Genomic DNA, 21,161 nt, shown 5'->3' with positions numbered 1-21,161 from the left:
ACTCAATATTCCTATTATACCTACCTCCGAAAATCGCGTCAATTTGACATTTTTATTATTTCCATGTCAAAAACCCCCATCGCACAATGGGTGTTTCTGGGGTTGGCTATCGATTTCCTTTCATTCTATCGGAGACCATCACAAAAAAAGGTTCAAAAATAAAAAAGAGCGCTCATGGCGCCCGCAAACCACTTCTATGATCTTTTGTACATGGAAATCGTGTTCCAATTCATGAATTTGGTGACCGTGAGTGACAGGATATCGTTTACCACCCGGTGCAGCGCAGGCATTCCGGTCTTTTGGTATTTGTCGCTGACGCATTCCCAGACCTCATCCGCGTTCACGTATTCATAGCCGATCAGCCTGAATTCTTCCGCCTTCGAGCCGCATAGCTGGGCCACCACACGGAGCAGCTCTTCACTGCTAAGTTCCTCCTGCGTTTCCCCTTGGTGCTCTTGATCCATAGCCAACCTCCTTTTCGCGAACCCTGTTACGCGGACTGATATATGTTTAACATTCGACAACGGCTGCCGTTTTCCTACCTCCTGGCCCATTTTAAATTTATAGCATCAGCTTGGCCTGCCCCCGCATATGTATGAAATAAGCTCGTACCAGAAAAATTGCTGGGAAGTAGGAATCGCTGTGAGCAAACAATCTTTTATAAAAGGGACTATGATCTTGTTGGCGGCCGGCATCATCAACCGGATCCTTGGTTTCGTGCCCAGAATCACCCTCCCCCGGGTCATCGGGCCTGAAGGTATCGGCTTGTACCAAATGGGTTACCCGTTTCTTATTGTAGTACTGACCCTGATCACGGGCGGAATTCCGATAGCGGTGTCCAAGCTGGTGGCGGAGGCGGAGGCCGAGAGGAACGAGAAGCGGGTGGGCACTATCCTCAAGCTGTCCTTGGGACTTACCATAGCCCTCAGCATTTTTTTCACGGCGGTGTGCGTGATTGCGGCTCCATGGATTACAGCGAACCTCTTTACCGACTCCCGGGTGTATTACACCTTTCTTTGCATGAGCCCCATTATATTGATGGCTGCGGTTTCCGCCGTCTACAGAGGATACTTCCAAGGACGGCATAACATGATTCCTACGGCACTGTCGGGAATTGTCGAGACTACCGTGAGGATTTTCATGATGCTGGCCTTCTCTTATTTTATGATTCCGTACGGTATTGAATATGCTGCGGCGGGGGCGATGACGGGTGTCGCTGTGGGGGAACTGAGCGGCATGCTGGTGCTATATTTCTACTATGGAATCAATAACCGGCAGCAGCCTGATCGGGCAATAGCTCACATTGGAACGGGACAGAATCCGAGACGGCTCTCCACTTTAAAAAAGCTGCTGAAAATCTCAATTCCTGTAACCGGAGGGAAATTGGTCGGGTCGGCTTCGTATTTTTTGGAATCCATTCTCATCGTGCACAGCCTCGCCGCGGCCGGAGTGGCAACCAAGCTGGCCACGGCGCAGTACGGCTCCCTGCAGGGGATGATCCTGCCTATCGTGCTGCTGCCCAGCGCTCTCACGTATTCCCTGGCCGTATCCCTGGTGCCGTTCCTGTCGGAAGCCGCAGCAAAGAAAGATATGCCGTCCATCCATAACAGGCTCCATCAATCTTTAAAGCTTTCCTTGGTCACAGGGGCTCCCTTTGTAGTTATGATGTATATCCTTGCCGATCCGCTGGTCGAGGTGCTCTACAACCAGCAAAGCATCGGTTTAATGCTCAGGATGCTGGCTCCGATCGCTCTGTTCATTTATTTTCAAGCCCCTTTGCAGGCTACGCTTCAGGCGCTGGACCGGCCCGTCAACGCTCTGGTCAACACCTTTGCCGGCTCCGCGGTCAAGCTGGGCCTTATTGTGTGGCTGGTCAGCAAGCCGGAATTCGGCATTTTTGGCGCGGTCATCGCAATGAATGTGAATATCGCCGTCGTTACCATCCTTCATTGGATAAGCGTGACGAAGCTGCTCAATTTCACGATGGACATGACAAGCTTTCTCAAGGTCGGGGCGGCCATGCTCGTTTCCGGCTGCTGCTGCTATCTGGTCATGCATTGGGAATGGACGGACCTCTACTCCGCCCGGTTCCTCGCCTCAGTCGCGGCCTGCTTCATCGTCTACCTGTTTGCGATTCTCCTGCTGAAGCTCGTCGATCCCGCTGATTTTCGCAGGCTTCATCTTTTTCTGTCCAAAAATAAACGGCCGCGGTGATCAATCGAGCAAAAAAACACCTCTTTGAAGTCGGCGATTCCTTTTTCCCGAAGCTCACTCCTCAGCCAAAACCGGGTCTTGTTTATTTTTTCCAAATTTTTGTCCTGCACTTTTCCATCCATAATTAAAGGCAAGGGCAGCCCTTCGTAACGGATTTTGTCCGGGGCCAGGGGCGCTTCATCATGCTTTTTCTCGATTACCGTCAGCTTGCCCGTGTTTTCAAGGATCGCAAACTCCACGTCGGACACATTCAAAATTTTGTTCTGCCGCAGCTGCCCTATCAGGTCGTCCAGATTGTAACGCTGCTTTTTCATTTCCTCCCGGTCGATTCTCCCGTTATGTATGATCAGCGAAGCATCTCCGCCGAACCATGCGCGAACCTTTTGATTTTTCAGGGAAAGATAGGCAATAGCGATCTGTATGGATACGAGGACAACCATTGGCAGTATCCCGTTTATGATCGGCCGGTGCAAATCCTCAAGCACGAAGACGGCAATCTCCGCAATCATGATAGAAATGACGAAGTCGAACAAGGACAGTTTGCCGATCTCTCTTTTTCCCATAATCCGCAGCATGAAAAAGACGACAAAGTAGATCAATACGGTCCGAAACACGATGGTCACAATATCCACGATCCGCTCCTCCTGCCTGTCATTTCATCTGGTATTCTCACCTGGATTCCACCGTCTCATACAAATGCCGGCTGTTCAAATGTTGCCAGGCGCAACCTGTACTATTTCTTTGCGCCTGGCCATAGAATGGTGATAAAACGTTGATCAGGAAGGAAGATGTCCATGATTCAGATGAATCGTGTACCGCAGGTGAGAATGACTTCGCCGCTGTTTACCGGATTGTTCTATTCGCTGATTTTTATGGCGGCCGGCACCCTTATCGTATCGCTGCTGATGTATTTGACTTCCTTGCAGGAAAATTCTCTTGTGGCTTATACTATGGTAATCCACGGGGTTTCGTTGTTTGCCGGGGGGCTCGCCGGCGGGAAAAAAATCGGTAAAAAAGGCTGGTACCACGGAGGCCTGCTGGGCATCGTCTATTCCGTGATTATTCTGATTATCGGGTTTCTAACCTATGATGCCGGTGTTAATAAAAATACAATCATGCTGTTTGTGGTAACGGTCTTATGCGGAGCTTTAGGGGGAATCCTAGGGGTTAATTCCAAAAAATAGCGTGCGTTTCATCCGGCCCCCTGCTGTGTTATAATAATTAGAATTTATACACTCAGCCATTTTCCAGATTTTAGGGGGGGGTTTCATCATGATTTTATTTACTTCCATGAACCAGGCCACCATATATACCGTCATTACGGTCATAGTCCTGCTGGCTGTCGCTATAAAAGGAAATCCTTTTCGGATCGCGGGCGCTTTTATCAATGAAATGTATACGAACGTCAAATTTATCGTTCACCTGGGCGCGGTGCTGAGCATCCTTTACCTCAATAAAGCCGAGCTTTGGCTTGAATCGGCCACCAAACTGACCAAGTCCGATTTCACTCCGAAATTCGCCCGTTTGGAAGGGGACTTTGTCCCCTGGATCCAGCATACATTCCACAGCGACGTCCTGACACTGCTTTCCACCTTTACTTATGTGGCGGTGTTTCCGTGTCTTATGGCGGTTTCGATCGGCCTGTACACTTACAAGAAAAACCATACCCTGTTCTATGCCCTATGCTATGCGGTGATCATCAATTATTTGGCCGCCTTTCCTTTTTATATGTTCTTCCCGGTAGACGAAGTCTGGTCGGTGCATCCGCATGTACGCATGCTCATTCTTGATGTTTTTCCGAGCTTCGAGAAAGAGTACCGTCCTCTGTCGGGGCTGGACAACTGTTTCCCGAGCCTCCACACTTCCATTTCCGTTTCCATGGCCATTCTCGCCTCCAAGTCGGGCAGCCGGTTCTGGCGTTGGTTTACGGCCTGCACCGCCGTTTTTATCATTTTCTCCATTTTCTATCTGGGCATCCATTGGTTTACGGATATGCTCGGAGGAGTGGCTTTAGGATGGTTCGCCTCCAGAACCGCGCTTTATTTATCGGAACCAAAATGGGCTCTCGGCGGTGTGGCTTTGATTAGGCTGAAGCAGCAGAACGAATAAGCATACAGGCCTCTGCACGGGATAAAAGGACGCAAAAATCCCCCTGCGATCAACGAAATGCGCATCATGCGCACCCTCTGGTTGCAGGGGGATTTCCTTTTGTCCGGCTTACTTGCTTGCCTCTGCGGCGTCTGTCGATCTGACGGAGTTGATCGCCGAACGGTCAAACGTCATTTTGGTAACGTCGTTTACGCGCAGCACAACCGTATCGTCCGTGATCTCGACAATCGTTCCGTGCAAACCGCCGATCGTTACGACTTTATCGTTCTTTTTTAAGGAATTCAACATGTTCGTACGTGTTTTTTGCCTCTTTTGCTGCGGACGGATGAGCAGAAAATAAAGTACAAGAAACATGAACACTAACGGTCCCCAAGTTGCAAGGGCCGAACCCATTCCTCCCGAGCTTGCTCCCACATTCGTACCTCCCTTCTAGAAACCTTTGTCGTTATCATGAAGGCCGTATTGTTGAAAAAACTCCTCCCGGAAATCGAGCAGACGGTCCTCCATAATCGCTTGTCTTACATTACGCATCAACTGCAGAAGAAAATGCAGGTTATGATACGTGGTCAGACGAATGCCGAACGTCTCGTCCGCTTTGATCAAGTGCCGGATATACGCGCGGGAATAATTCCTGCAGGTATAGCATCCGCAGTCCGGATCCAGCGGGCCGAAATCTTCGGCAAACTTGGCGTTGCGCACAACGAGCCGGCCCTGGCTGGTCATCGTTGTGCCGTTCCGGGCAATGCGCGTAGGAAGCACGCAGTCGAACATATCGACTCCGCGGATCGCACCCTCAATCAAGGCGTCGGGAGATCCGACCCCCATTAAATATCTCGGTTTATTCGCGGGCAGAAGCGGCACGGTGTAATCCAACACTTCATACATCAGCGCTTTCGGCTCGCCCACGCTCAATCCACCAATAGCATACCCCGGAAAATCCAGGGAAGTCAACTCTTTCGCGCTCTGTTTGCGGAGATCCTCAAACATGCCTCCCTGTACAATTGCGAACAACGCTTGATCGTGGGGACGGGTATGGCTTTGAAGACAACGCTCCGCCCAGCGGCTCGTCCTTTCCAGCGATTGTTTCACATAATCGTATTCCGCGGGATAAGGAGGACATTCATCGAAGGCCATCATAATATCCGATCCGAGTGCGTTCTGGATTTCCATTGCCGCTTCCGGTGAAATGAAGAGCTTGTCTCCGTTCAAGTGAGAGCGGAAGGAAACCCCTTCTTCGGTGATCTTCCGCATTTCGCTTAAGCTGAAAACCTGGAACCCGCCGCTGTCCGTCAGGATCGGGCGGTCCCAGTTCATGAATTTGTGCAGCCCGCCTGCTTTTCCGACAACTTCCTGCCCGGGGCGAAGAAAGAGATGGTAAGTGTTGCTCAGAATGATATGGGCATCCATCTCTTTTAGCTCTTCGGGGCTCATCGTCTTCACCGCCGCCTGCGTCCCTACGGGCATAAAGGCCGGAGTCTCGATCACTCCGTGGGGAGTGTGCACTCTGCCCAGCCGCGCGCCGGACTGCTTGCATGTCTTTATATGTTCATAAGTTACTGCCATTGATTATCGCTTCTTTCTATTAATAAATGAACATTGCATCCCCGAAAGAGAAGAACCGGTACTCCCTCTCCACTGCCTGCTTGTAGGCGTTAAGCACATTCTCTTTGCCCGCCAGCGCGCTGATCAGCATCAGCAGGGTCGATTTCGGCAGGTGAAAATTGGTCAGCAGCGCATCCACAAGGCCGAAACGGTATCCGGGATAAATAAAGATGTCCGTCCAGCCTTGGCTGGGCGCGATTGGAACGAGTGCGCCCTCCTGCTCCCCTGCGGCGGACGATCTTTTCTCGGCGGCGATTCCTGCCGCAGTTTCCAATGTTCTCGCGGAGGTGGTTCCTACAGCAATCACCCTCCGACCATTGGCACGGGTTTCATTGATTAAATCGGCTGTTTCCTGCGGCAGGATGTAAAACTCGGAATGCATTTCATGCTCTTCCACCGTCTCTGCCGAGACCGGCCTGAATGTCCCCAATCCGACATGCAGCGTAATGAAGGCCAGGCGAATGCCCTTGCTCTTCAGCTTCTCCAGGTAGGATTCGGTAAAATGAAGCCCTGCCGTGGGCGCGGCCGCAGAGCCTTCATGCCTCGCGTATACGGTCTGATAACGCTCCTTGTCTTCTCTCGGCAGCTGCTCTTTTATGTATGGCGGCAGCGGCATTTGCCCAAGCCTGTCCAATATTTCCGGAAAGATCCCCTCGTAGCGGAACTTCAAAGTACGTGCGCCCATCTCCCCCACGGTTTCCACTTCGCTACTAAGCGGCACGGACAAGGTTTGTCCGCTTGTTTCATCCGCTCCGAAATCGATGACAGCACCCTCGCGCAGCTTCTTGCCCGGTTTGACCAGCGCTTCCCAGCGGTCCTCTGCCAGCTGCTTCAGCAGAAGCACCTCCACCTTGGCTCCCGTCTCGCGCTTTACGCCAAAAAGCCGGGCTGGTATAACCCGTGTATCGTTCAACACGAGCAGGTCCCCGGCTTGCATGTAGTCTATCAAGTCCTCGAATCGGCGGTGCTCCACCTCTCCGGTGGCCTTGTTTAATGTCAACAGCCTCGAACCGGTACGGTCAGGCAGCGGAGTCTGGGCAATGAGCCTTTCCGGCAGTTCAAAATCAAAACTCGATACATCCATTCTATACATTCATCCTTTTGAGATAGTCACTCCGGAGTAATAGTGTAACAAAATCGCTCTGTAATCATACCCTTGTTCGGCAAGCGAACGGGCTCCCCACTGGGACATTCCCACTCCATGGCCGTATCCCTTGCCCTTGAAAATAAATTGGGCGTCTTTGGTAACCAGGCGAACCTGTCCGTCACCATTTAGCGCAAACATCTGCGCTCCCGCTGCGGGAGCGGCGGCCTTGCCGGCGCTAAGCACGTGAACGTCTCCGGGAGTCGAAGTCACCGTACGCGCGGCCCCCGCTGCTCCCAATATAGTATACCTTCCCGTTTCCTCAATATCAAACAGCGTACTGTTCAGCCCTTGGAAGATGGACCTCCAGCTGTCCGATGTTTTCAGCTTCACCGGTTTGCCGTTGACCGTTATTTCCGTCACCCTGCCGGAAGGGCCTTTTCCGGTTACCTGAAGGCTTTGAAGCGCAATAATACCGGGCGCTACCGTACTCACCTTGTCCAACAGCTTGGCCGATGTGAACGGCCCTCTTTGCCAGCTATAAGCGTTGTTCTCTTTCACCTGCGACAAAGCAAGGAACCGCACCCCTTTGCTCACAGTGAAAAGGGCAGGATTGGATTGACTGGCAGGCTCCAGCCGGACGCTGACTTTATCCGAGCCGGTTTCATAGTAAGCCAACCCTGCCGCATTTTTATCCCCGGTGCTTTTGGCCTGCGTGGACAAAACATAGCCTGATCTGCCATCGTCAAAGACAGCCTGGATCCACATCGGCCGGTTCCGTTCGGGGGCATCGTCGGGACTTTCCACTGACGTAATGTAAGGGACCGGATTTCCCCAAACCTCGGCAGGATCCGCCGTCTTTCCTCCGGCATTGGAGTAAAAGAGCGCCGATACAGGGACATCCTTAACCGTCAGGATTTCCCCTTGTGTAGCATCGACTGCGGAAATGATATCGCCGCTTTCCTTCCCCGTTCCCGAATAAACCTGGTCGAGGGTGGTATCCGTCACATTCGCGATCTTATAGGCGTTGCCCTGTTTAACGGCAAATGTCCTCGCCGCAACGGCCTGGGCCTTCAAAGCTTCGGCAGGCCAACCCGTTCCCATCTCGGCGCCCACGACCGAGTAGAGGTATTGTTCGAACGGCAGTTCATTGATGACCGCCATCTGTCCGTTGAATTGAGAAAGTTCAATGCTTCCGCGGTAGGAAGCGCCTGACTTTTCGCTTACTGTAATCGTTCCCGCTCCGTTGTTCCCGGGAGTAAAGCTTACTTTTTCCCCGCCCGTACCGACAAAATAATGAGGAACAAATTCATTGCCCGTCTCCGCGAGGGAGCTGCGGATGACGAGCGAAGGGACGTTTCTGTCAACCGGCTGCAGCACAAGGGCGGGGAACAAAGCCGCCAGCTTTACCTTCAGCGCGTCAAGCTTGACGGCATCCGTCTCCTGGCCCAACCAGACGGAAAACACCGGATTGCCTCCCGCATCCTCCTGGACGGCAACCTCGGCAGCGATGTCCGTCTGTGCCAACGTCTGCGCCTGCTCGGCCGCTTCCGCCTCGGTTCCGTATGAACCGGCGTTCAAGGAGTAGGGACCGGTCACTAGAGGCGCGGTCCCCTGCATAGCGGCCATCGCTTTGGCCTCATTCATAGCGGCATCGGCGGCAGCCTTGGAGCCGTAAGTGCTGCCGGAAAAAATCTGGTAAACCGTCTTTCCCTGCCTGTTTATGCTGTATATGACCGGCTTGAGCTTCGGTTCCAGCTTGCGGCCCAAAGCTTTGGCTTCATCCAGAGTCGGAAGCTCCGACAGCAGCACTCTATATTCGTTCAAAGAGCCTCTTACCGTTCGGTTCCCGCCGGAAATTGGCCACAGCTTACCGGAGCCCGGAGCTTTAAAGCCGGCCTGAAAACCTTGATCCGAGGTTAGAGTGACAGTGGACACATTGTTCTGATACCTGTCCGACGTGAAAAAAAGGCCTACGCGGATCTGATCCAGTTTGGGAACGGCGGCATACGCGCCAGGCGGCTGTAAACCAGGCAAGATTAAAGCTATAAGAACTATGCACCCAAGGAACTTTTTCAGAGCCGCTTTCGTACTGTTCGACATGAACTGCTCTCCCCTTTCGTCTTGGCAGATGCGTAACTTTGTGATGCCTCTCCCGTCTTCGTGCGGCACAGGGCTCATCCTTCCGGCGGCCCGCCTGGCATCAGCTCTGCGGAATCGGAAGCCCCAGATGGCTGTATGCGCGGTGCGTTACCGTCCTGCCCCTCGGCGTTCTTTGCAGAAAGCCGATTTGCAGCAAATAAGGCTCGTACACATCTTCGATCGTCTGGCTCTCCTCCCCGATGGTGGCCGCGATCGTATCCAGTCCGACCGGTCCTCCTTTGAAGGAGCTGATAATGGAGCGAAGCATCTTGTGGTCGATCTCGTCAAGCCCCAGATCGTCGATCTGGATAAGCTTCAGCGCGGTTTTGGCAATATCGAGGGTAATGACGCCGTCGCCTTTGACCTGGGCAAAATCGCGTACCCGCTTCAGCAGCCGGTTAGCGATCCGGGGGGTGCCCCGGGAACGCATGCCGATCTCCCTGGCGGCTTCCCCTACAGTATCAACTTGCAGAATGTCGGACGCCCTGCTCACAATATAGGCCAATTCATCAACCGTATAATACTCCAACCGGCTGACCACCCCGAAACGATCCCTTAAAGGAGCGGACAGCAGCCCCGCTCGTGTAGTAGCGCCAATGAGCGTAAAAGGCGGCAGGTCCAGCCTGACCGAGCGGGCGCTCGGCCCCTTGCCGATAATGATATCCAGCGCAAAATCCTCCATCGCCGGGTACAGCACCTCCTCCACCGTACGGTGAAGGCGGTGGATTTCGTCGATGAACAGCACGTCGTTCTCCTGCAGGTTCGTCAGTAGGGCAGCCAAATCTCCCGGCCGCTCGATCGCAGGCCCAGAGGTCGTGCGTATATTGACTCCGAGCTCGTTGGCGATTATGTTCGATAAAGTGGTCTTCCCGAGCCCGGGCGGACCGTATAAAAGTACGTGATCCAGAGCTTCACGGCGCATTTTGGCCGCTTCTATATAAATTTTCAAATTTTCCTTGGCTTGGCTTTGGCCGATATACTCCGCCAAAAAACGGGGACGCAGGCTTAACTCCACCGCCTGGTCTTCCATCATCAAATTCGCCGAAATGATGCGATCCTCCATCGGCTACCTCCTTGCTTCTTGTCTCTGCGGCTTACGCTCCTTGAAAAAGCGCCTGCAGAGCCAGTTTCATCACGGCATCCACCGCATCCGTATCCTTCACCTTAGGCTTGACGGCGTTCCACGCCTTGTCGGTCTCGGCTTCGGTGTAGCCCAGAGCCATCAGCGCCTCCCTCGCTTCCCTCCACACTAGCGAGCTTCCGGGCTGTAAACCAGCGCCAGCCGCTTCCACGAAAGCGGACGCCTCTCCGTGAGACATGGAAGCCGCGCTGAGCTTGTCTTTCAGATCGAGCACGATTCTCTGCGCCGTCTTGCGCCCGATGCCAGGCAGCTTGGTCAGAAAGGCCAGATTCTCCTGCTGAATGGCGGCAATAACCGCCTCTGGCCTGCCTCCGGCCAGGACCCCCATCGCCACGCGGGGACCGATGCCGGTCACCTCCAGCAGCCTGCGGAACAGCCATTGCTCCTCCCTTGTAATAAAGCCGTACAGCAGATGTGCGTCCTCCCGTACACTGTAGTGAATGAACAAAGTCACTTCTTCGGAATCATTCAGCTGCGGCGCGTACGGGTTGGCTACAAACACCCGGTAGCCCACACCGTTCACATCCACCACGATATAATCCATTTCCCGATGGGCAATCCAACCTCTTACAAAATCGATCATCTTTTGTTTACCTCTTGAATTTTCATTTGTAATGTCGACGAATGGGCGTGGCAGATAGCGATGGCCAAAGCGTCAGCCACATCGTCGGGCTTGGGGACGGCGGACAGCCGCAAAAACAGCTTCACCATCTCCTGCACCTGCTTTTTTTCCGCTTTGCCGTACCCGACAATGGCCTGTTTCACCTGCAGCGGGGTATATTCCGCTATGTGAAGCCCCTTCTGTTCGGCGGCCAGCATCAGCACACCGCGAGCCTCGCCGACTGTGAGCGCCGTGGTCACGTTCCGGTTAAAAAACAGCTTCTCCACCGCTACAGCATCCGGCTTATATTTGTCTATCAGTGCCAGAATCGAATCGTACACCTCACGGAGCCTGAGCGGCGTGGCGGTTCCGGCTTCGGTCTGGATGCACCCGTACTGGACGGGGGTAAGCTTGCTTCCCGCTTTATCGATAAAACCGAACCCGACAATGGCCAGACCGGGATCAATTCCTAAAATTCGCAAACGATTCTCTCCCATCATAAAGCGAACATATGTATCATTTTCCATTATAGCAGATATTGATAGCCGTGAGTATGCAAAAAAAAACCATGCCAGCCCTGAAAAGGCTGAAATGGTTTTTCTTGTGACAATGCTTATGGCTTCCGCTTACCCTCAAGGGCGAATTCGCTGAAGGTGGACAGCACGCTGTTGTATTCGTCGGCGTCTTTCACCGGAATTCCGTCATACAGCTGCTGTATCGTTTCCTTGGGAAGGGAGCTCCTTAAAGAATCGATATTCAATTGAAAAAAGGTTCGCATTGCGTGCTCCTGCTGAGGCTGGCCGTTAAACAATGTTAAATGGCCGTGCTCATCCAGGCCGAAGAAAGCTCCATCCTTGCATTTGGTGGTCAGGTCGTTCATTTTTTCCGTAAAATAAACCTGTCCCTGATCCCCGAGCTCCACTTCCGCATACGGATGTGCTTCATGGTAGGAAAGAATTTGATCCGCAGTGAAGGTGCCAAGATTCTGCAGTTCTTCCCCGCATAAATACAAAGTTTGCTTGAACGTCTCCCGGGTGCCTTTATATTCTTTGATTTCTTTTAACACCGGAGATGCGGCGGCTGGCTCCTCTTGGGTTATCGCACGGCTGAAAGCCAGTTGTTGCTTCAGCGATGCAGCTCCCTGGAAGGAATGCCGTCCCCAAACCAAAGCAGACAGACCGGCTGCTGTGAAAAGGATCCCGAAAGCTAGCCAACGGCGTTTCCAACGAAGCTTTTTCTTTAACTGTTTCCATAGATGTAATAGATACATTCGCATCGCCTTCTAACCCTGTTTTTACCTCATTTTTCCCAGCGCCGGCGGCGATTATACGTAATGCAGGCATAGACTCGGACGCCCGCGGACTAACCTGCGGAACTCTGATTTTTGAGTCTGCGGGGAAAGGGTATTTGCGCTTCGGAGATTGGTTTTGCAGGGTCAACAGGAAAAAGCTGCCTCGCGGCAGCCCGCGTGAACCTAGACGTTAATCCAGGGGTAGTTGGCTTTCTGCCTTTTTCTGGCCGGTGCGTTTTGTTTCCGCGTTAATTGGGATAATGATGCCTTGGGTCTGGCCGGTCTTCTTTTGGCTGATGCAGGCTCCTCCCCGTTTTGGATGGCGATGCTCGCTCTAGCTTCCCCTTTGCGGCCACTGCTCTCTTCCGAACCTTGCTCCGCTAAAGCCGGTAATGGCTCTCTTTCGGCTGTATCTTCCAAGGAGCTCGCATCGAATTCCGTGTAGAGAAGGCTCCCCTCATTTACCGGGGGAAAAATCTGTGCTCCGCGCATTGGAGGATAGACGGGAGCCGCTGCTCCTCCTACTGTAGGCGGGAACGGCTGGTTCGGATACATCGCTCCTCCTACTGCAGGCGGGAACGGCTGGTTCGGGTACATCGCTCCTCCTACTGCCGGCGGGAACGGCTGGTTCGGGTGCATCGCTCCTCCTACTGCAGGCGGGAACGGCTGGTTCGGGTACATCGCTCCTCCCACTGCAGGCGGGAACGGCTGGTTCGGGTACATCGCTCCTCCCACTGCAGGCGGGAACGGCTGGTTCGGGTACATCGCTCCTCCCACTGCAGGCGGGAACGGCTGGTTCGGGTACATCGCTCCTCCTACTGCCGGCGGATAAGCAGGTGAGTTGCCCATGTAGCTGTAAGGGTTAGCGGAGCTGCCGCCGCAGCCGCAATCTTTAGCCCCTACAGGAAACGCCGGAGCCGGGTTGCCCTGTGTTTGCGGCGCATAGGGAAGGCTCATTGTATGCGCCCCCATGTTCGGAGCGTATTCCCCTTTATCCGGCATACCCGGCAAAATATAATGTGAAGCGACTTCGGTCGCAGGGATTTGGTACTGTTCAAAAGGGTTTACCGACGGCTGGTTTATGTCTGAATCTCCAAAAGGAACCGGCGACGGAGCAGCCCCTGTCATCCCTTCCGCAGGGGTCTCGTAGGTTGGATAGGCAGTGGTTTCCATTGGATATTGGAAGCTCTCCATCAGATTTATGCCTTGCATACCGAAAGAGTCCCCCATCGGATTCAATTCCGTCATTGGATGAGATCCATAAGGAAGCATCGTTTCAGGCCCAAGCCCCGGATAAGATTCAGAATGGACCTCGGCATTTGCTTGCGGCATCATGTGATGCTTTGTCTCCGGCATGATCTCATGCTTTGATTCCGGCATCATCTCGTGCTTCATCTCCGGCTTCATCTCGTGCTTCGTCTCCGGCTTCATCTCATGCTTCGTCTCCGGCATCATTTCGTGCTTCGTCTCCGGCATCATTTCGTGCTTCATCTCCGGCTTCATCTCGTGCTTCGTCTCCGGCATCATTTCGTGCTTCATCTCCGGCTTCATCTCGTGCTTCGTCTCCGGCATCATCTTGTGCTTCGTCTCCGGCATCATCTCGTGCTTCGTCTCCGGCTTCATCTCGTGCTTCGTCTCCGGCATCATCTCCGCTTCCAGAGCTTTGTTTTCCTCCGGCATAGGCGCTGCCTCGATCTCAGGAGGCATATTATCAACAAAGGGAACATGAGGCACGCCATGCACTTTGTCCATGCCCGCACCGGCCTGGTTAGCACCATGCGCCGTCCCCGGCTTTGGAATATACACCATATCCCCCGTCATAAGAATATTCGGATTTTTCAGCTGCGGATTCGCGTCGATCATCGCCTTCAAGGGGACGTTAAAAGCTTTGGAGAGCTTATACAATGTATCCCCCTGCTTGACTATGTGTGTAAAAACATTACCGTGAGAAGGCGTGAGCGGCTGCGCGGACGCAGGGATTTTCACCTTCATGCCGACATCGATTTTGTCGGGGTCTGCAATTTGCGGGTTCATTTGAATCAGCGCATCCAGCTCCACATTATATTTTTGGGCCAGTTTATAAAGGGTGTCCCCTTTTTTTACCATATGGATCTTCACTCCAAGAACCTCCTTTATAGTTGACAACCGCCGCATTTCCCGCTGAACGCAGGATGACATTACATCTTATGCACGAAATGGGCTTTTGACCATACTTGCCGAAAATTTTAATAAAATAACGGAAAATCAGAACAAAATCACCCTGCGGGTGAATAAAGACGTGTTTCTAAGGACCGGGACAGTCTTGTTCATACATTATAATCAGGGATAAGTGACGAAGAACATACCATTCCATTCTGACGAGTGGAAGCAGGACGTTTTTCTGTTTTTATGGAGGGGTATGAGAGACTGACTTGGCTGGCCGTTCCGGTCGAAAAATGTAAAGCGTCCTTTTTAAAAATTGATCATAAGACGGCGGTCTTGATGTGGAAAAAGTTATGTACAGAAGGCTGGCTGCCCCCTTGTTCTTTGCGAGGCAATGGTGAAAGGGTTGCCCGGAATGTGCTGGCCCGCGGCATGCTGGATTGCTTTGAATTAACAGGAAAATATGCTGATATTTGCTCAGTTTGATTGCCTTCCTATCCATATCCATGGAAAATCTCCTGTTAATTCAACACCGCTAAGGTGATCTTCTGGATTGGAATAGAGGGGATTTACCAAAACAACATCCCCAGCGGATGAATGTATCTACCCACACTTATCCACAGCCACTGAAAATCATAATTTCCTATACAATAAAAAAACATCCCGTTCCGCCGCTCCGGCAAGATTCGGGATGCTTCATCTGCAAAACCAGTTCCTATTCGTAAACTTTTACACCGTCAACCTTGACGAGCTTGCGGAATTCCTCCAGCAGCTTCGTAGTGACCGCCCCGGCTTTGCCCTCGCCAATAGTGCGGCCGTCCACTTCCCTTACCGCAATGACCTCCGCCGCAGTACCGGTAAAGAACACCTCGTCCGCCACATACACATCGTGCAGGGTGAAAGGCTCCTCTTTCAGCTTGTAGCCGAGCTTTCCGCAAATTTCGATGATGGCCGCCCGCGTGATGCCTTCCAGGGCGCCGATATAGCACGGCGGCGTGAACACGGTACCTCTTTTGACGATAAAAATATTATCCGAGGAGCCCTCAGCCACATACCCCTGGGAATTCAGCATGACCGCTTCGCCCACACCTGCGAGGTTCGCCTGGATCTTCACCAGTATGTTGTTGAGATAGTTGAGCGATTTGATCTTCGGATTCAGGGCATCCGGAATATTGCGGCGCTGGGATACCGAAACCGATACCAGGCCATTCTTGTAAGCTTCCTCCGAATAGATGGCCAGCTGCTCAACAATGATGACGACATTCGCCTTCGGCGAACGGCGCGGATCAAGGCCAAGATCACCGGGCCCGCGGGAGACGACCAGACGGATATATCCGTCACGAAGCCCGTTGCGGCGGATCGTCTCGCACAGCACTTCCTGCATTTCCCGGTAGCCCAGAGGGATGTCCAGCATGATGGATTTGGCGGAATCGTAAAGACGGTCCAAATGCTCCTTGCACTTGAAAATATTGCCGTCATAGATACGGATCCCCTCGAAAATTCCGTCGCCGTACAAAAAACCGTGGTCATAGACGGAGATCAGCGCGTTCTCTTTAGCAACATACTCGCCGTTTAAATAAATGACTTGTGACATAATGGAAACTACACCTCCGGATATTTATGTTCAACCAAATAGCTCGGGTAACAGCCCAGAATGCGCACCTGGCAGCCGATCGCCTCAATTTCCTGTATGGCATTAGGCACCAGGACTGAGTCAAGCGATTCTTCGATATCAATGTAAAAGTAATAATTGCCCAGCTGCTTCTTCGTCGGTCTTGATTCGATTTTGGACAGGTTGATCCTTCTCCAGGCAAAAGCCGACAGCACCTGATGCAGCGCTCCCGGGTAGTCCTCCGGCAGGGTGATCATGATCGTCGTCTTCATCGTAAAAGGGTGCCGCAGCGAAATCGGATTTTCTCCGACGAGCACGAACTTGGTAACATTGTTATCATGATCCTGCACGTTCCGTTTCAACACGGTCACATCGTACAAATTGGCGGCAGCCAGCGTGCCGATGGCCGCAATCTCGGGGTTGTCCAGCTCCTTGACGAGCCGGACGCCCTCCGCAGTCGAGCTTACCACCTCGTATTCCGCCTGCGGAATCGATCGCAGGAAATTGCGGCACTGGGAAGCGGCTACTCCATGGGAGTAGATTTTACGGATATGGGCAAAAGGTTCCGCTGCAGCCTGACCCCCCGTTGCAGGATAACCGATCAAATTCATTTGGATCGGCTGCACCCATTCCGCCTGTATCGGAATATCGACCTCATGGACCAGCCAGTCCAGATGAAGCGATACGGAGCCTTCAATCGTATTTTCAATCGGGACTACGCTGTAATCCGTCTTGCCGTTCACAGTGGATTGAAAGACTTCCGATATCAGCCTGTAATTCATATATTGTTGGACGGTACAGCCGAACAGCGATTCAACCGCCTCATTCGAGAAGGTTCCCGGCCCAAGCAGCGCAATGCGGTTCATCCTCGGATTACCCCTTTAATATTTGACCTTTAACCCTTCCACCATCTCCGCAAGGCTGCGGACATCCGCGGCCACCACCGCGCCCTCGGCGCTTGGCCGCAGCCACATTGTGTCCGCTTCGACGCCCGCGGCGCGCAGCGTATCCGCCAGGAAAGCCTCCAGCTCGGCTTTCCTGCCGGCGGCCGCGTCCGCGAACGCGACCAGCGTCGGCCCTGCGCCGCTCAGGGCCGCACCCAGCGCGCCATGCTCCGCGGCGCGTTCAAGCACGGCCGCCATGCCCGGCACCAGCTCTGCACGATAAGGCTGGTGCAGTGCGTCCTTCATCGCATGGCGGAGCATCTCCAGGTTGCCGGTGCACAGCGCGGCAACCAGCAAAGACGAGTGGCCGACATTGAACACCGCGTCGGCCATCGGGACCTGCTTCGGCAGCGCATGCCTGGCCTTTGCAGTAGACAGCTGGAAGCGCGGGATCGCTGCCAGCACCTCCAGCCGCTCGTGCGGCTCGATCCGGATCACCTCTGCCCGCACTCCGTCCCAAAAAGACACGATCAAGCCGCCGAACAGGGAAGCCCCGACATTGTCGGGGTGCTTCTCCAAGCCTGCGGCGATCTGAAAAAGCTCGTCGACGCTAAGCCGACCGCCGATCAGCGCGTTGGCAGCCACCAGGCTGCCGACAATGGCCGACGCGCTGCTGCCCAGCCCGCGCGTCAGCGGGATCTCGCTGTAAACCGCGATATCCAGTTCCGGGTGGCTCACTCCCGCCTTGTCGAACACGAGCTGCGCCACCTCGTATATCAGGTTCGACTTGTCCAAAGGAACGCCCGGCAGCCGGTCTCCCAGCGACGTAATCGTCGTCTTGCCTTCGGCGATTCCCATTTCCACATACGCGTACAAATTTAAAGCCATTCCGAGCGTATCGAAGCCAGGCCCCAAATTCGCCGTCGAGGCGGGAACCTTAACGCACACTTTCCGTGAATTCATGTTCTGTCACCTCGAGCTCTTACACTCTTTCCAGAATTTGAATCGCGTCCATAACCGCCTGCTCGGAATCCTGTACGACCATCGGCTCCGCGTTGACGCTCTTGATGGCGATGTTGGGATCTTTCAGGCCGTGGCCTGTTAGTACGCACACAACACGCTGGCCTTTGCTGAAATATCCCATCTTGTGCAGCTTCATCACGCCCGCAATGGACGCCGCTGAAGCCGGCTCGGCGAAAATTCCCTCTTTGGCTGCAATCGTGCGGTAAGCGTTAAGGATTTCCTCGTCCGTCACAAAATTGATCTGCCCTTGGGATTCTTCAGCCGCAGCTACTGCAGGCACCCAGCTTGCAGGGTTTCCGATGCGGATCGCGGTAGCGACCGTTTCCGGATTCGGAATCGGCTCCCCTTTGACGATCGCCATCGAGCCTTCCGCTTCAAAGCCGATCATCTTGGGCAGCTTCGTCGATTTCCCCGCCGCTTTGTATTCCTTGAAGCCTTTCCAGTAGGCGGTGATGTTGCCCGCGTTCCCTACCGGAATAGCCAGAAAGTCCGGCGCTTCCCCGAGCTGGTCGCACACTTCGAAAGCGGCTGTTTTCTGGCCTTCGATACGGTAAGGATTGACGGAGTTCACCAGCGTGATCGGATGCTTGGCGGTAATTTCGCGCACGATCTCCAGCGCACGGTCAAAATTCCCTTCAATGGCAATCACCTTCGCGCCGTAAATCATCGCTTGAGCCAGCTTGCCCAAAGCGATATTGTTGTTCGGAATCAGCACGATGCAGTTCAGGCTGCCTCTCGCCGCATAAGCCGCGGCTGCTGCCGACGTGTTGCCTGTGGAAGCGCACATGATCGTGCGGCTGCCTTCCTCCATCGCTTTCGCTACAGCCATGACCATCCCGCGGTCCTTGAAAGAACCGGTCGGATTCAAGCCCTCGTATTTGAAGTAAATGTCGAGGTCGAGCTGATCCGAAAGCTTCTGCGCGTGGACCAGCGGAGTATTTCCTTCCTGCAGGGTAATCATCGGTGTGCGTTCGTTAACCGGCAAATAAGCGGCGTAAGTTTGTAAAAGTCCCATATATCTCATAGTTGACAGCTCCTTTTAGGCTGGGGTAATTGGTGCTAACGGTTATCCTTCGACTCTGTACACGCTGTGTACGGAAGCAATGACATCCATACTTTCAAAATGCTTCAATACCTTGTTCATGCCCGCCTGGTTCGCGTCATGCGTGATAATGATGATTTCCGCTTTCGGATTGCTCGCGTTCGGATGCTGAAGCACCGACTCCAGGCTCACTTCATGCTCCGCGAACACCTCCGTAATCTGCGCCAGCACCCCGGCTTTATCTTCCACATGCAGAAGGATAAAGTTCTTCGAGTCAATCTGCTCATCCGACTTCAGCTTTTTCTCTTTGTAAGGGACGAGCACCCTGCGGCCGTTGACGCCCAGCTTCAGGTTTCTGACGACGGCGACCAGATCCGCGACTACGGAAGTGGCCGTAGGCATCGCGCCCGCTCCCGGGCCGTAGAACATCGTCTCGCCGACCGCCTCCCCGTACACATAGACTGCGTTAAACACGCCGCCCACCGCAGACAGCGGATGGGAATGCTTTACCATCGTCGGCTGGACGCTCACCGAAATGAAGTCGTCTTTCCGCTCCGCGATTCCGAGCAGCTTCACTTCATAGCCAAGCTTCTTGCCGTAGGCGATATCTTCCTTCGTGATTTGGGTTATGCCCTTCACCTTGACATCCTGCAGATCCACATTCGTCTGGAAGCCAAGGGTTGCCAGGATGGTCATTTTGCGCGCCGCGTCAAGCCCCTCCACGTCCGAAGTCGGATCGGATTCCGCATAACCGAGCTGCTGCGCTTCCTTCAGCACGTCCTCGTAGGCCGCGCCCTCCTGGCTCATTTTGGTCAAAATGTAGTTCGTCGTGCCGTTCACAATGCCCATGACCTTCGTGATCCGGTCGGAAGAGAAGCCTTCCACCAAGGTGCGGATAATCGGAATGCCCCCGGCCACACTGGCTTCATAGAGCACGTCGCAGCCTTTTTGCGCCGCTTTCTCGCGGATTTCCTGCCCGTACAGCGCCATCAGGTCTTTATTGGCCGTTACGATATGCTTGCCGCGGTCCAGGGCTTCGAGAATGTAATTCTTCGTATGTTCCACTCCGCCCATCACTTCCACAACGACGTCGATGTCCGGATTGTTGATGATTTCCCAAGGGTCGTTCGTTATTTTACTTTCATCTATGGCAACATTTCTCGTTTTAGCGCGGTCCTGCACCAAAATCTTTTCGATCACAATCCCGCTTCCGGTTTGCCGGTGCAGATCCTCCTGGTGTCCTTCCACAATTCTTACGACACCTGTTCCTACTGTCCCCAATCCCAGCAAACCTACCTTAATCGGCTTCATTCCAGCTCCTCCTCAATAGTTCAATCCCCACAAAGTGACGTGATGCTTCGAAGTTTGTTCCGATTACTTTGCGGGGAGCCCCAACGTTGAATCCCACAAAATGCCATCATCCCCTGCCAATCACCTGGGCCCGTTTGACACCTTCCTGCGCGGAGAGCTTTTCCAACAAAAAAGGAAGATTCTCTCCCATATGGGAAGTATCGATGGACAGGATTACCGTGGCCATTCCCTGCAAAGGGATCGTCTGGTGGATCGTCAGCACATTGCCTTCCATCACCGCGATTGCGGCGAGCACCTTTGACAGCGTTCCGGACCTGTGCTCCAGTTCCATGGAAACCGTCACCAGCCGCTCCCGCTCCAGCTTGCTTAGAGGATAAATGCCGTCTTTGTATTTATAAAAAGCGCTTCGGCTCAAGCCTACTTCTTCCACCGCTTCGTGAATCGTTTTGACCTTGCCGCCGGCCAGCAGTTCTTTTGCCTGGATCGTCTTCAGCACCGCTTCCGGCAAAATGTCCTCACGAACCAGATAGTAACGTTCCGCAAACGAGTCCCTGGACTCATTTTTTGTGGATTCCGACAAGTGGATTCGTCCTCTCTAGGGAAACTGTTGTATTCCTATAGTGGACATTATAACGGAAGATTACCGGTGCCACAATAGGTAAATAAATTATTCACAAGTTCTTCTTATCCGGAGGCCTTGGAACTTTAATGGATTCCCCGCGCCGAGATTTTAAAACCGCGAAATCCATTCCAACTATTGCTATGCGGCTGCCCCTGCCCCAAAATGAAAACAGACTAAATGCAAAATGGTCCTTTCCGCATGGGTTTGTCTGGCTACCCGCCAAGCAGCGCCGCAACGCGCTCCGGCAGAACCGGGCCAGCTCGAACGGCCACTGGATTGGACAGCCACCGAACATTTGCCGAAGGAAGAAGGGAACTAAGTTATGATTCGACTCAGGTTGA

At 53.4% G+C, this 21,161-nt stretch carries 21 protein-coding genes; 4 read left to right on the top strand and 17 right to left on the bottom strand.

The genetic code is table 11. The features are described from left to right. Positions 1–194: 194 nt before the first annotated feature. Complete coding sequence (locus ACZ5N7_RS00770; protein ID WP_464656504.1) at positions 195–464, bottom strand: post-transcriptional regulator; 270 nt, start codon at positions 462–464, stop codon at positions 195–197. A 178-nt stretch (positions 465–642) separates the two neighbouring features. Here ACZ5N7_RS00770 and spoVB point away from each other — a divergent pair, with 178 nt between their 5' ends. Continuing rightward, positions 643–2,214, top strand: coding sequence for a stage V sporulation protein B (spoVB, locus tag ACZ5N7_RS00765; RefSeq protein WP_464656502.1), 1,572 nt, complete (start codon positions 643–645; stop codon positions 2,212–2,214). On the opposite strand, the gene ACZ5N7_RS00760 is transcribed toward spoVB, so the two are convergent. Beyond that, entirely contained in the window at positions 2,178–2,789 is a 612-nt protein-coding gene (locus ACZ5N7_RS00760; RefSeq protein ID WP_464659086.1) for a YetF domain-containing protein, read from the bottom strand. The genes spoVB and ACZ5N7_RS00760 overlap by 37 nt on opposite strands. 219 nt (positions 2,790–3,008) lie before the next feature. Between ACZ5N7_RS00760 and ACZ5N7_RS00755 the strand changes: the two genes are divergently transcribed. Both ACZ5N7_RS00755 and ACZ5N7_RS00750 read left to right on the top strand, forming a co-directional pair. Beyond that, positions 3,009–3,398 (top strand): TIGR04086 family membrane protein, encoded by a 390-nt coding sequence (locus ACZ5N7_RS00755; RefSeq protein ID WP_464656500.1) that lies wholly within the window; start codon positions 3,009–3,011, stop codon positions 3,396–3,398. A gap of 88 nt (positions 3,399–3,486) precedes the next feature. Continuing rightward, positions 3,487–4,323 (top strand): phosphatase PAP2 family protein, encoded by an 837-nt coding sequence (locus ACZ5N7_RS00750; RefSeq protein ID WP_464656498.1) that lies wholly within the window; start codon positions 3,487–3,489, stop codon positions 4,321–4,323. A gap of 108 nt (positions 4,324–4,431) precedes the next feature. On the opposite strand, the gene yajC is transcribed toward ACZ5N7_RS00750, so the two are convergent. From yajC to ACZ5N7_RS00705, 9 genes are all read right to left on the bottom strand, one after another. Next, positions 4,432–4,716: a preprotein translocase subunit YajC gene (gene yajC / locus ACZ5N7_RS00745; RefSeq protein ID WP_464659085.1), complete on the bottom strand. Its 285-nt coding sequence runs from the start codon at positions 4,714–4,716 to the stop codon at positions 4,432–4,434. 36 nt (positions 4,717–4,752) lie between these two features. Next, entirely contained in the window at positions 4,753–5,886 is a 1,134-nt protein-coding gene (gene tgt / locus ACZ5N7_RS00740) for a tRNA guanosine(34) transglycosylase Tgt (RefSeq protein ID WP_464656496.1), read from the bottom strand. 19 nt (positions 5,887–5,905) lie between these two features. Beyond that, entirely contained in the window at positions 5,906–7,009 is a 1,104-nt protein-coding gene (queA, locus tag ACZ5N7_RS00735; RefSeq protein ID WP_464656494.1) for a tRNA preQ1(34) S-adenosylmethionine ribosyltransferase-isomerase QueA, read from the bottom strand. A gap of 9 nt (positions 7,010–7,018) precedes the next feature. Then, complete coding sequence (locus ACZ5N7_RS00730) at positions 7,019–9,112, bottom strand: SpoIID/LytB domain-containing protein (RefSeq protein ID WP_464656492.1); 2,094 nt, start codon at positions 9,110–9,112, stop codon at positions 7,019–7,021. A gap of 100 nt (positions 9,113–9,212) precedes the next feature. Beyond that, positions 9,213–10,214, bottom strand: a complete 1,002-nt coding sequence (gene ruvB / locus ACZ5N7_RS00725) for a Holliday junction branch migration DNA helicase RuvB (protein WP_464656490.1) — start codon at positions 10,212–10,214, stop codon at positions 9,213–9,215. A gap of 31 nt (positions 10,215–10,245) precedes the next feature. Then, positions 10,246–10,875 carry a Holliday junction branch migration protein RuvA gene (gene ruvA / locus ACZ5N7_RS00720; protein WP_464656488.1) on the bottom strand — a complete coding sequence of 210 codons (630 nt, stop codon included), beginning with the start codon at positions 10,873–10,875 and terminating at the stop codon, positions 10,246–10,248. Then, a complete protein-coding gene (gene ruvC / locus ACZ5N7_RS00715) occupies positions 10,872–11,375 on the bottom strand; it encodes a crossover junction endodeoxyribonuclease RuvC (protein ID WP_464656486.1) in 504 nt (167 codons plus the stop codon). Before ruvC ends, ruvA begins: the two co-directional genes overlap by 4 nt. Before the next feature lie 131 nt (positions 11,376–11,506). Further along, the gene (locus ACZ5N7_RS00710) at positions 11,507–12,163 is read right to left on the bottom strand and encodes a BofC C-terminal domain-containing protein (protein WP_464656484.1); all 657 of its coding nucleotides are present in this window, start codon (positions 12,161–12,163) and stop codon (positions 11,507–11,509) included. A 204-nt stretch (positions 12,164–12,367) separates the two neighbouring features. Further along, entirely contained in the window at positions 12,368–14,302 is a 1,935-nt protein-coding gene (locus tag ACZ5N7_RS00705) for a LysM peptidoglycan-binding domain-containing protein (RefSeq protein WP_464656482.1), read from the bottom strand. A gap of 270 nt (positions 14,303–14,572) precedes the next feature. On the opposite strand from ACZ5N7_RS00705, the gene ACZ5N7_RS00700 reads away from it, so the two are divergent. Next, entirely contained in the window at positions 14,573–14,812 is a 240-nt protein-coding gene (locus ACZ5N7_RS00700; protein ID WP_464656480.1) for a hypothetical protein, read from the top strand. A 229-nt stretch (positions 14,813–15,041) separates the two neighbouring features. Here the strand turns inward: ACZ5N7_RS00700 and ilvE are convergent, their stop codons facing one another. The 6 genes from ilvE to ACZ5N7_RS00670 all read right to left on the bottom strand — a co-directional run bounded on the left by ilvE (position 15,042) and on the right by ACZ5N7_RS00670 (position 20,778). Continuing rightward, positions 15,042–15,923: a branched-chain-amino-acid transaminase gene (gene ilvE, locus ACZ5N7_RS00695; RefSeq protein WP_464659083.1), complete on the bottom strand. Its 882-nt coding sequence runs from the start codon at positions 15,921–15,923 to the stop codon at positions 15,042–15,044. Positions 15,924–15,928: 5 nt separating this feature from the next. Continuing rightward, a complete protein-coding gene (gene pheA / locus ACZ5N7_RS00690) occupies positions 15,929–16,804 on the bottom strand; it encodes a prephenate dehydratase (protein ID WP_464656478.1) in 876 nt (291 codons plus the stop codon). A 15-nt stretch (positions 16,805–16,819) separates the two neighbouring features. After that, positions 16,820–17,785, bottom strand: a complete 966-nt coding sequence (thrB, locus tag ACZ5N7_RS00685) for a homoserine kinase (protein ID WP_464656476.1) — start codon at positions 17,783–17,785, stop codon at positions 16,820–16,822. Between the two features lie 19 nt (positions 17,786–17,804). Next, the gene (gene thrC / locus ACZ5N7_RS00680) at positions 17,805–18,869 is read right to left on the bottom strand and encodes a threonine synthase (RefSeq protein ID WP_464656474.1); all 1,065 of its coding nucleotides are present in this window, start codon (positions 18,867–18,869) and stop codon (positions 17,805–17,807) included. Between the two features lie 42 nt (positions 18,870–18,911). Then, complete coding sequence (locus tag ACZ5N7_RS00675) at positions 18,912–20,198, bottom strand: homoserine dehydrogenase (protein ID WP_464656472.1); 1,287 nt, start codon at positions 20,196–20,198, stop codon at positions 18,912–18,914. A 106-nt stretch (positions 20,199–20,304) separates the two neighbouring features. Next, entirely contained in the window at positions 20,305–20,778 is a 474-nt protein-coding gene (locus tag ACZ5N7_RS00670; RefSeq protein WP_464656470.1) for an ACT domain-containing protein, read from the bottom strand. Between the last annotated feature and the right edge of the window lie 383 nt (positions 20,779–21,161).

The sequence above is a fragment of the Paenibacillus sp. JCM 18996 genome, from assembly GCF_055392555.1.
This window is presented reverse-complemented; position numbering and strand designations above follow the sequence as displayed.

Bases quoted from the DNA above. Each gene is read 5' to 3' on its own strand.
- ACZ5N7_RS00770 (WP_464656504.1), bottom strand. From the start codon at position 464: ATGGATCAAGAGCACCAAGGGGAAACGCAGGAGGAACTTAGCAGTGAA.
- ACZ5N7_RS00760 (WP_464659086.1), bottom strand. From the start codon at position 2,789: ATGCTGCGGATTATGGGAAAAAGAGAGATCGGCAAACTGTCCTTGTTC.
- ACZ5N7_RS00755 (WP_464656500.1), top strand. From the start codon at position 3,009: ATGATTCAGATGAATCGTGTACCGCAGGTGAGAATGACTTCGCCGCTG.
- ACZ5N7_RS00750 (WP_464656498.1), top strand. From the start codon at position 3,487: ATGATTTTATTTACTTCCATGAACCAGGCCACCATATATACCGTCATT.
- yajC (WP_464659085.1), bottom strand. From the start codon at position 4,716: ATGGGTTCGGCCCTTGCAACTTGGGGACCGTTAGTGTTCATGTTTCTT.
- tgt (WP_464656496.1), bottom strand. From the start codon at position 5,886: ATGGCAGTAACTTATGAACATATAAAGACATGCAAGCAGTCCGGCGCG.
- queA (WP_464656494.1), bottom strand. From the start codon at position 7,009: ATGGATGTATCGAGTTTTGATTTTGAACTGCCGGAAAGGCTCATTGCC.
- ACZ5N7_RS00730 (WP_464656492.1), bottom strand. From the start codon at position 9,112: ATGTCGAACAGTACGAAAGCGGCTCTGAAAAAGTTCCTTGGGTGCATA.
- ruvB (WP_464656490.1), bottom strand. From the start codon at position 10,214: ATGGAGGATCGCATCATTTCGGCGAATTTGATGATGGAAGACCAGGCG.
- ruvA (WP_464656488.1), bottom strand. From the start codon at position 10,875: ATGATCGATTTTGTAAGAGGTTGGATTGCCCATCGGGAAATGGATTAT.
- ACZ5N7_RS00710 (WP_464656484.1), bottom strand. From the start codon at position 12,163: ATGTATCTATTACATCTATGGAAACAGTTAAAGAAAAAGCTTCGTTGG.
- ACZ5N7_RS00700 (WP_464656480.1), top strand. From the start codon at position 14,573: ATGGAGGGGTATGAGAGACTGACTTGGCTGGCCGTTCCGGTCGAAAAA.
- pheA (WP_464656478.1), bottom strand. From the start codon at position 16,804: ATGAACCGCATTGCGCTGCTTGGGCCGGGAACCTTCTCGAATGAGGCG.
- thrB (WP_464656476.1), bottom strand. From the start codon at position 17,785: ATGAATTCACGGAAAGTGTGCGTTAAGGTTCCCGCCTCGACGGCGAAT.
- thrC (WP_464656474.1), bottom strand. From the start codon at position 18,869: ATGAGATATATGGGACTTTTACAAACTTACGCCGCTTATTTGCCGGTT.
- ACZ5N7_RS00675 (WP_464656472.1), bottom strand. From the start codon at position 20,198: ATGAAGCCGATTAAGGTAGGTTTGCTGGGATTGGGGACAGTAGGAACA.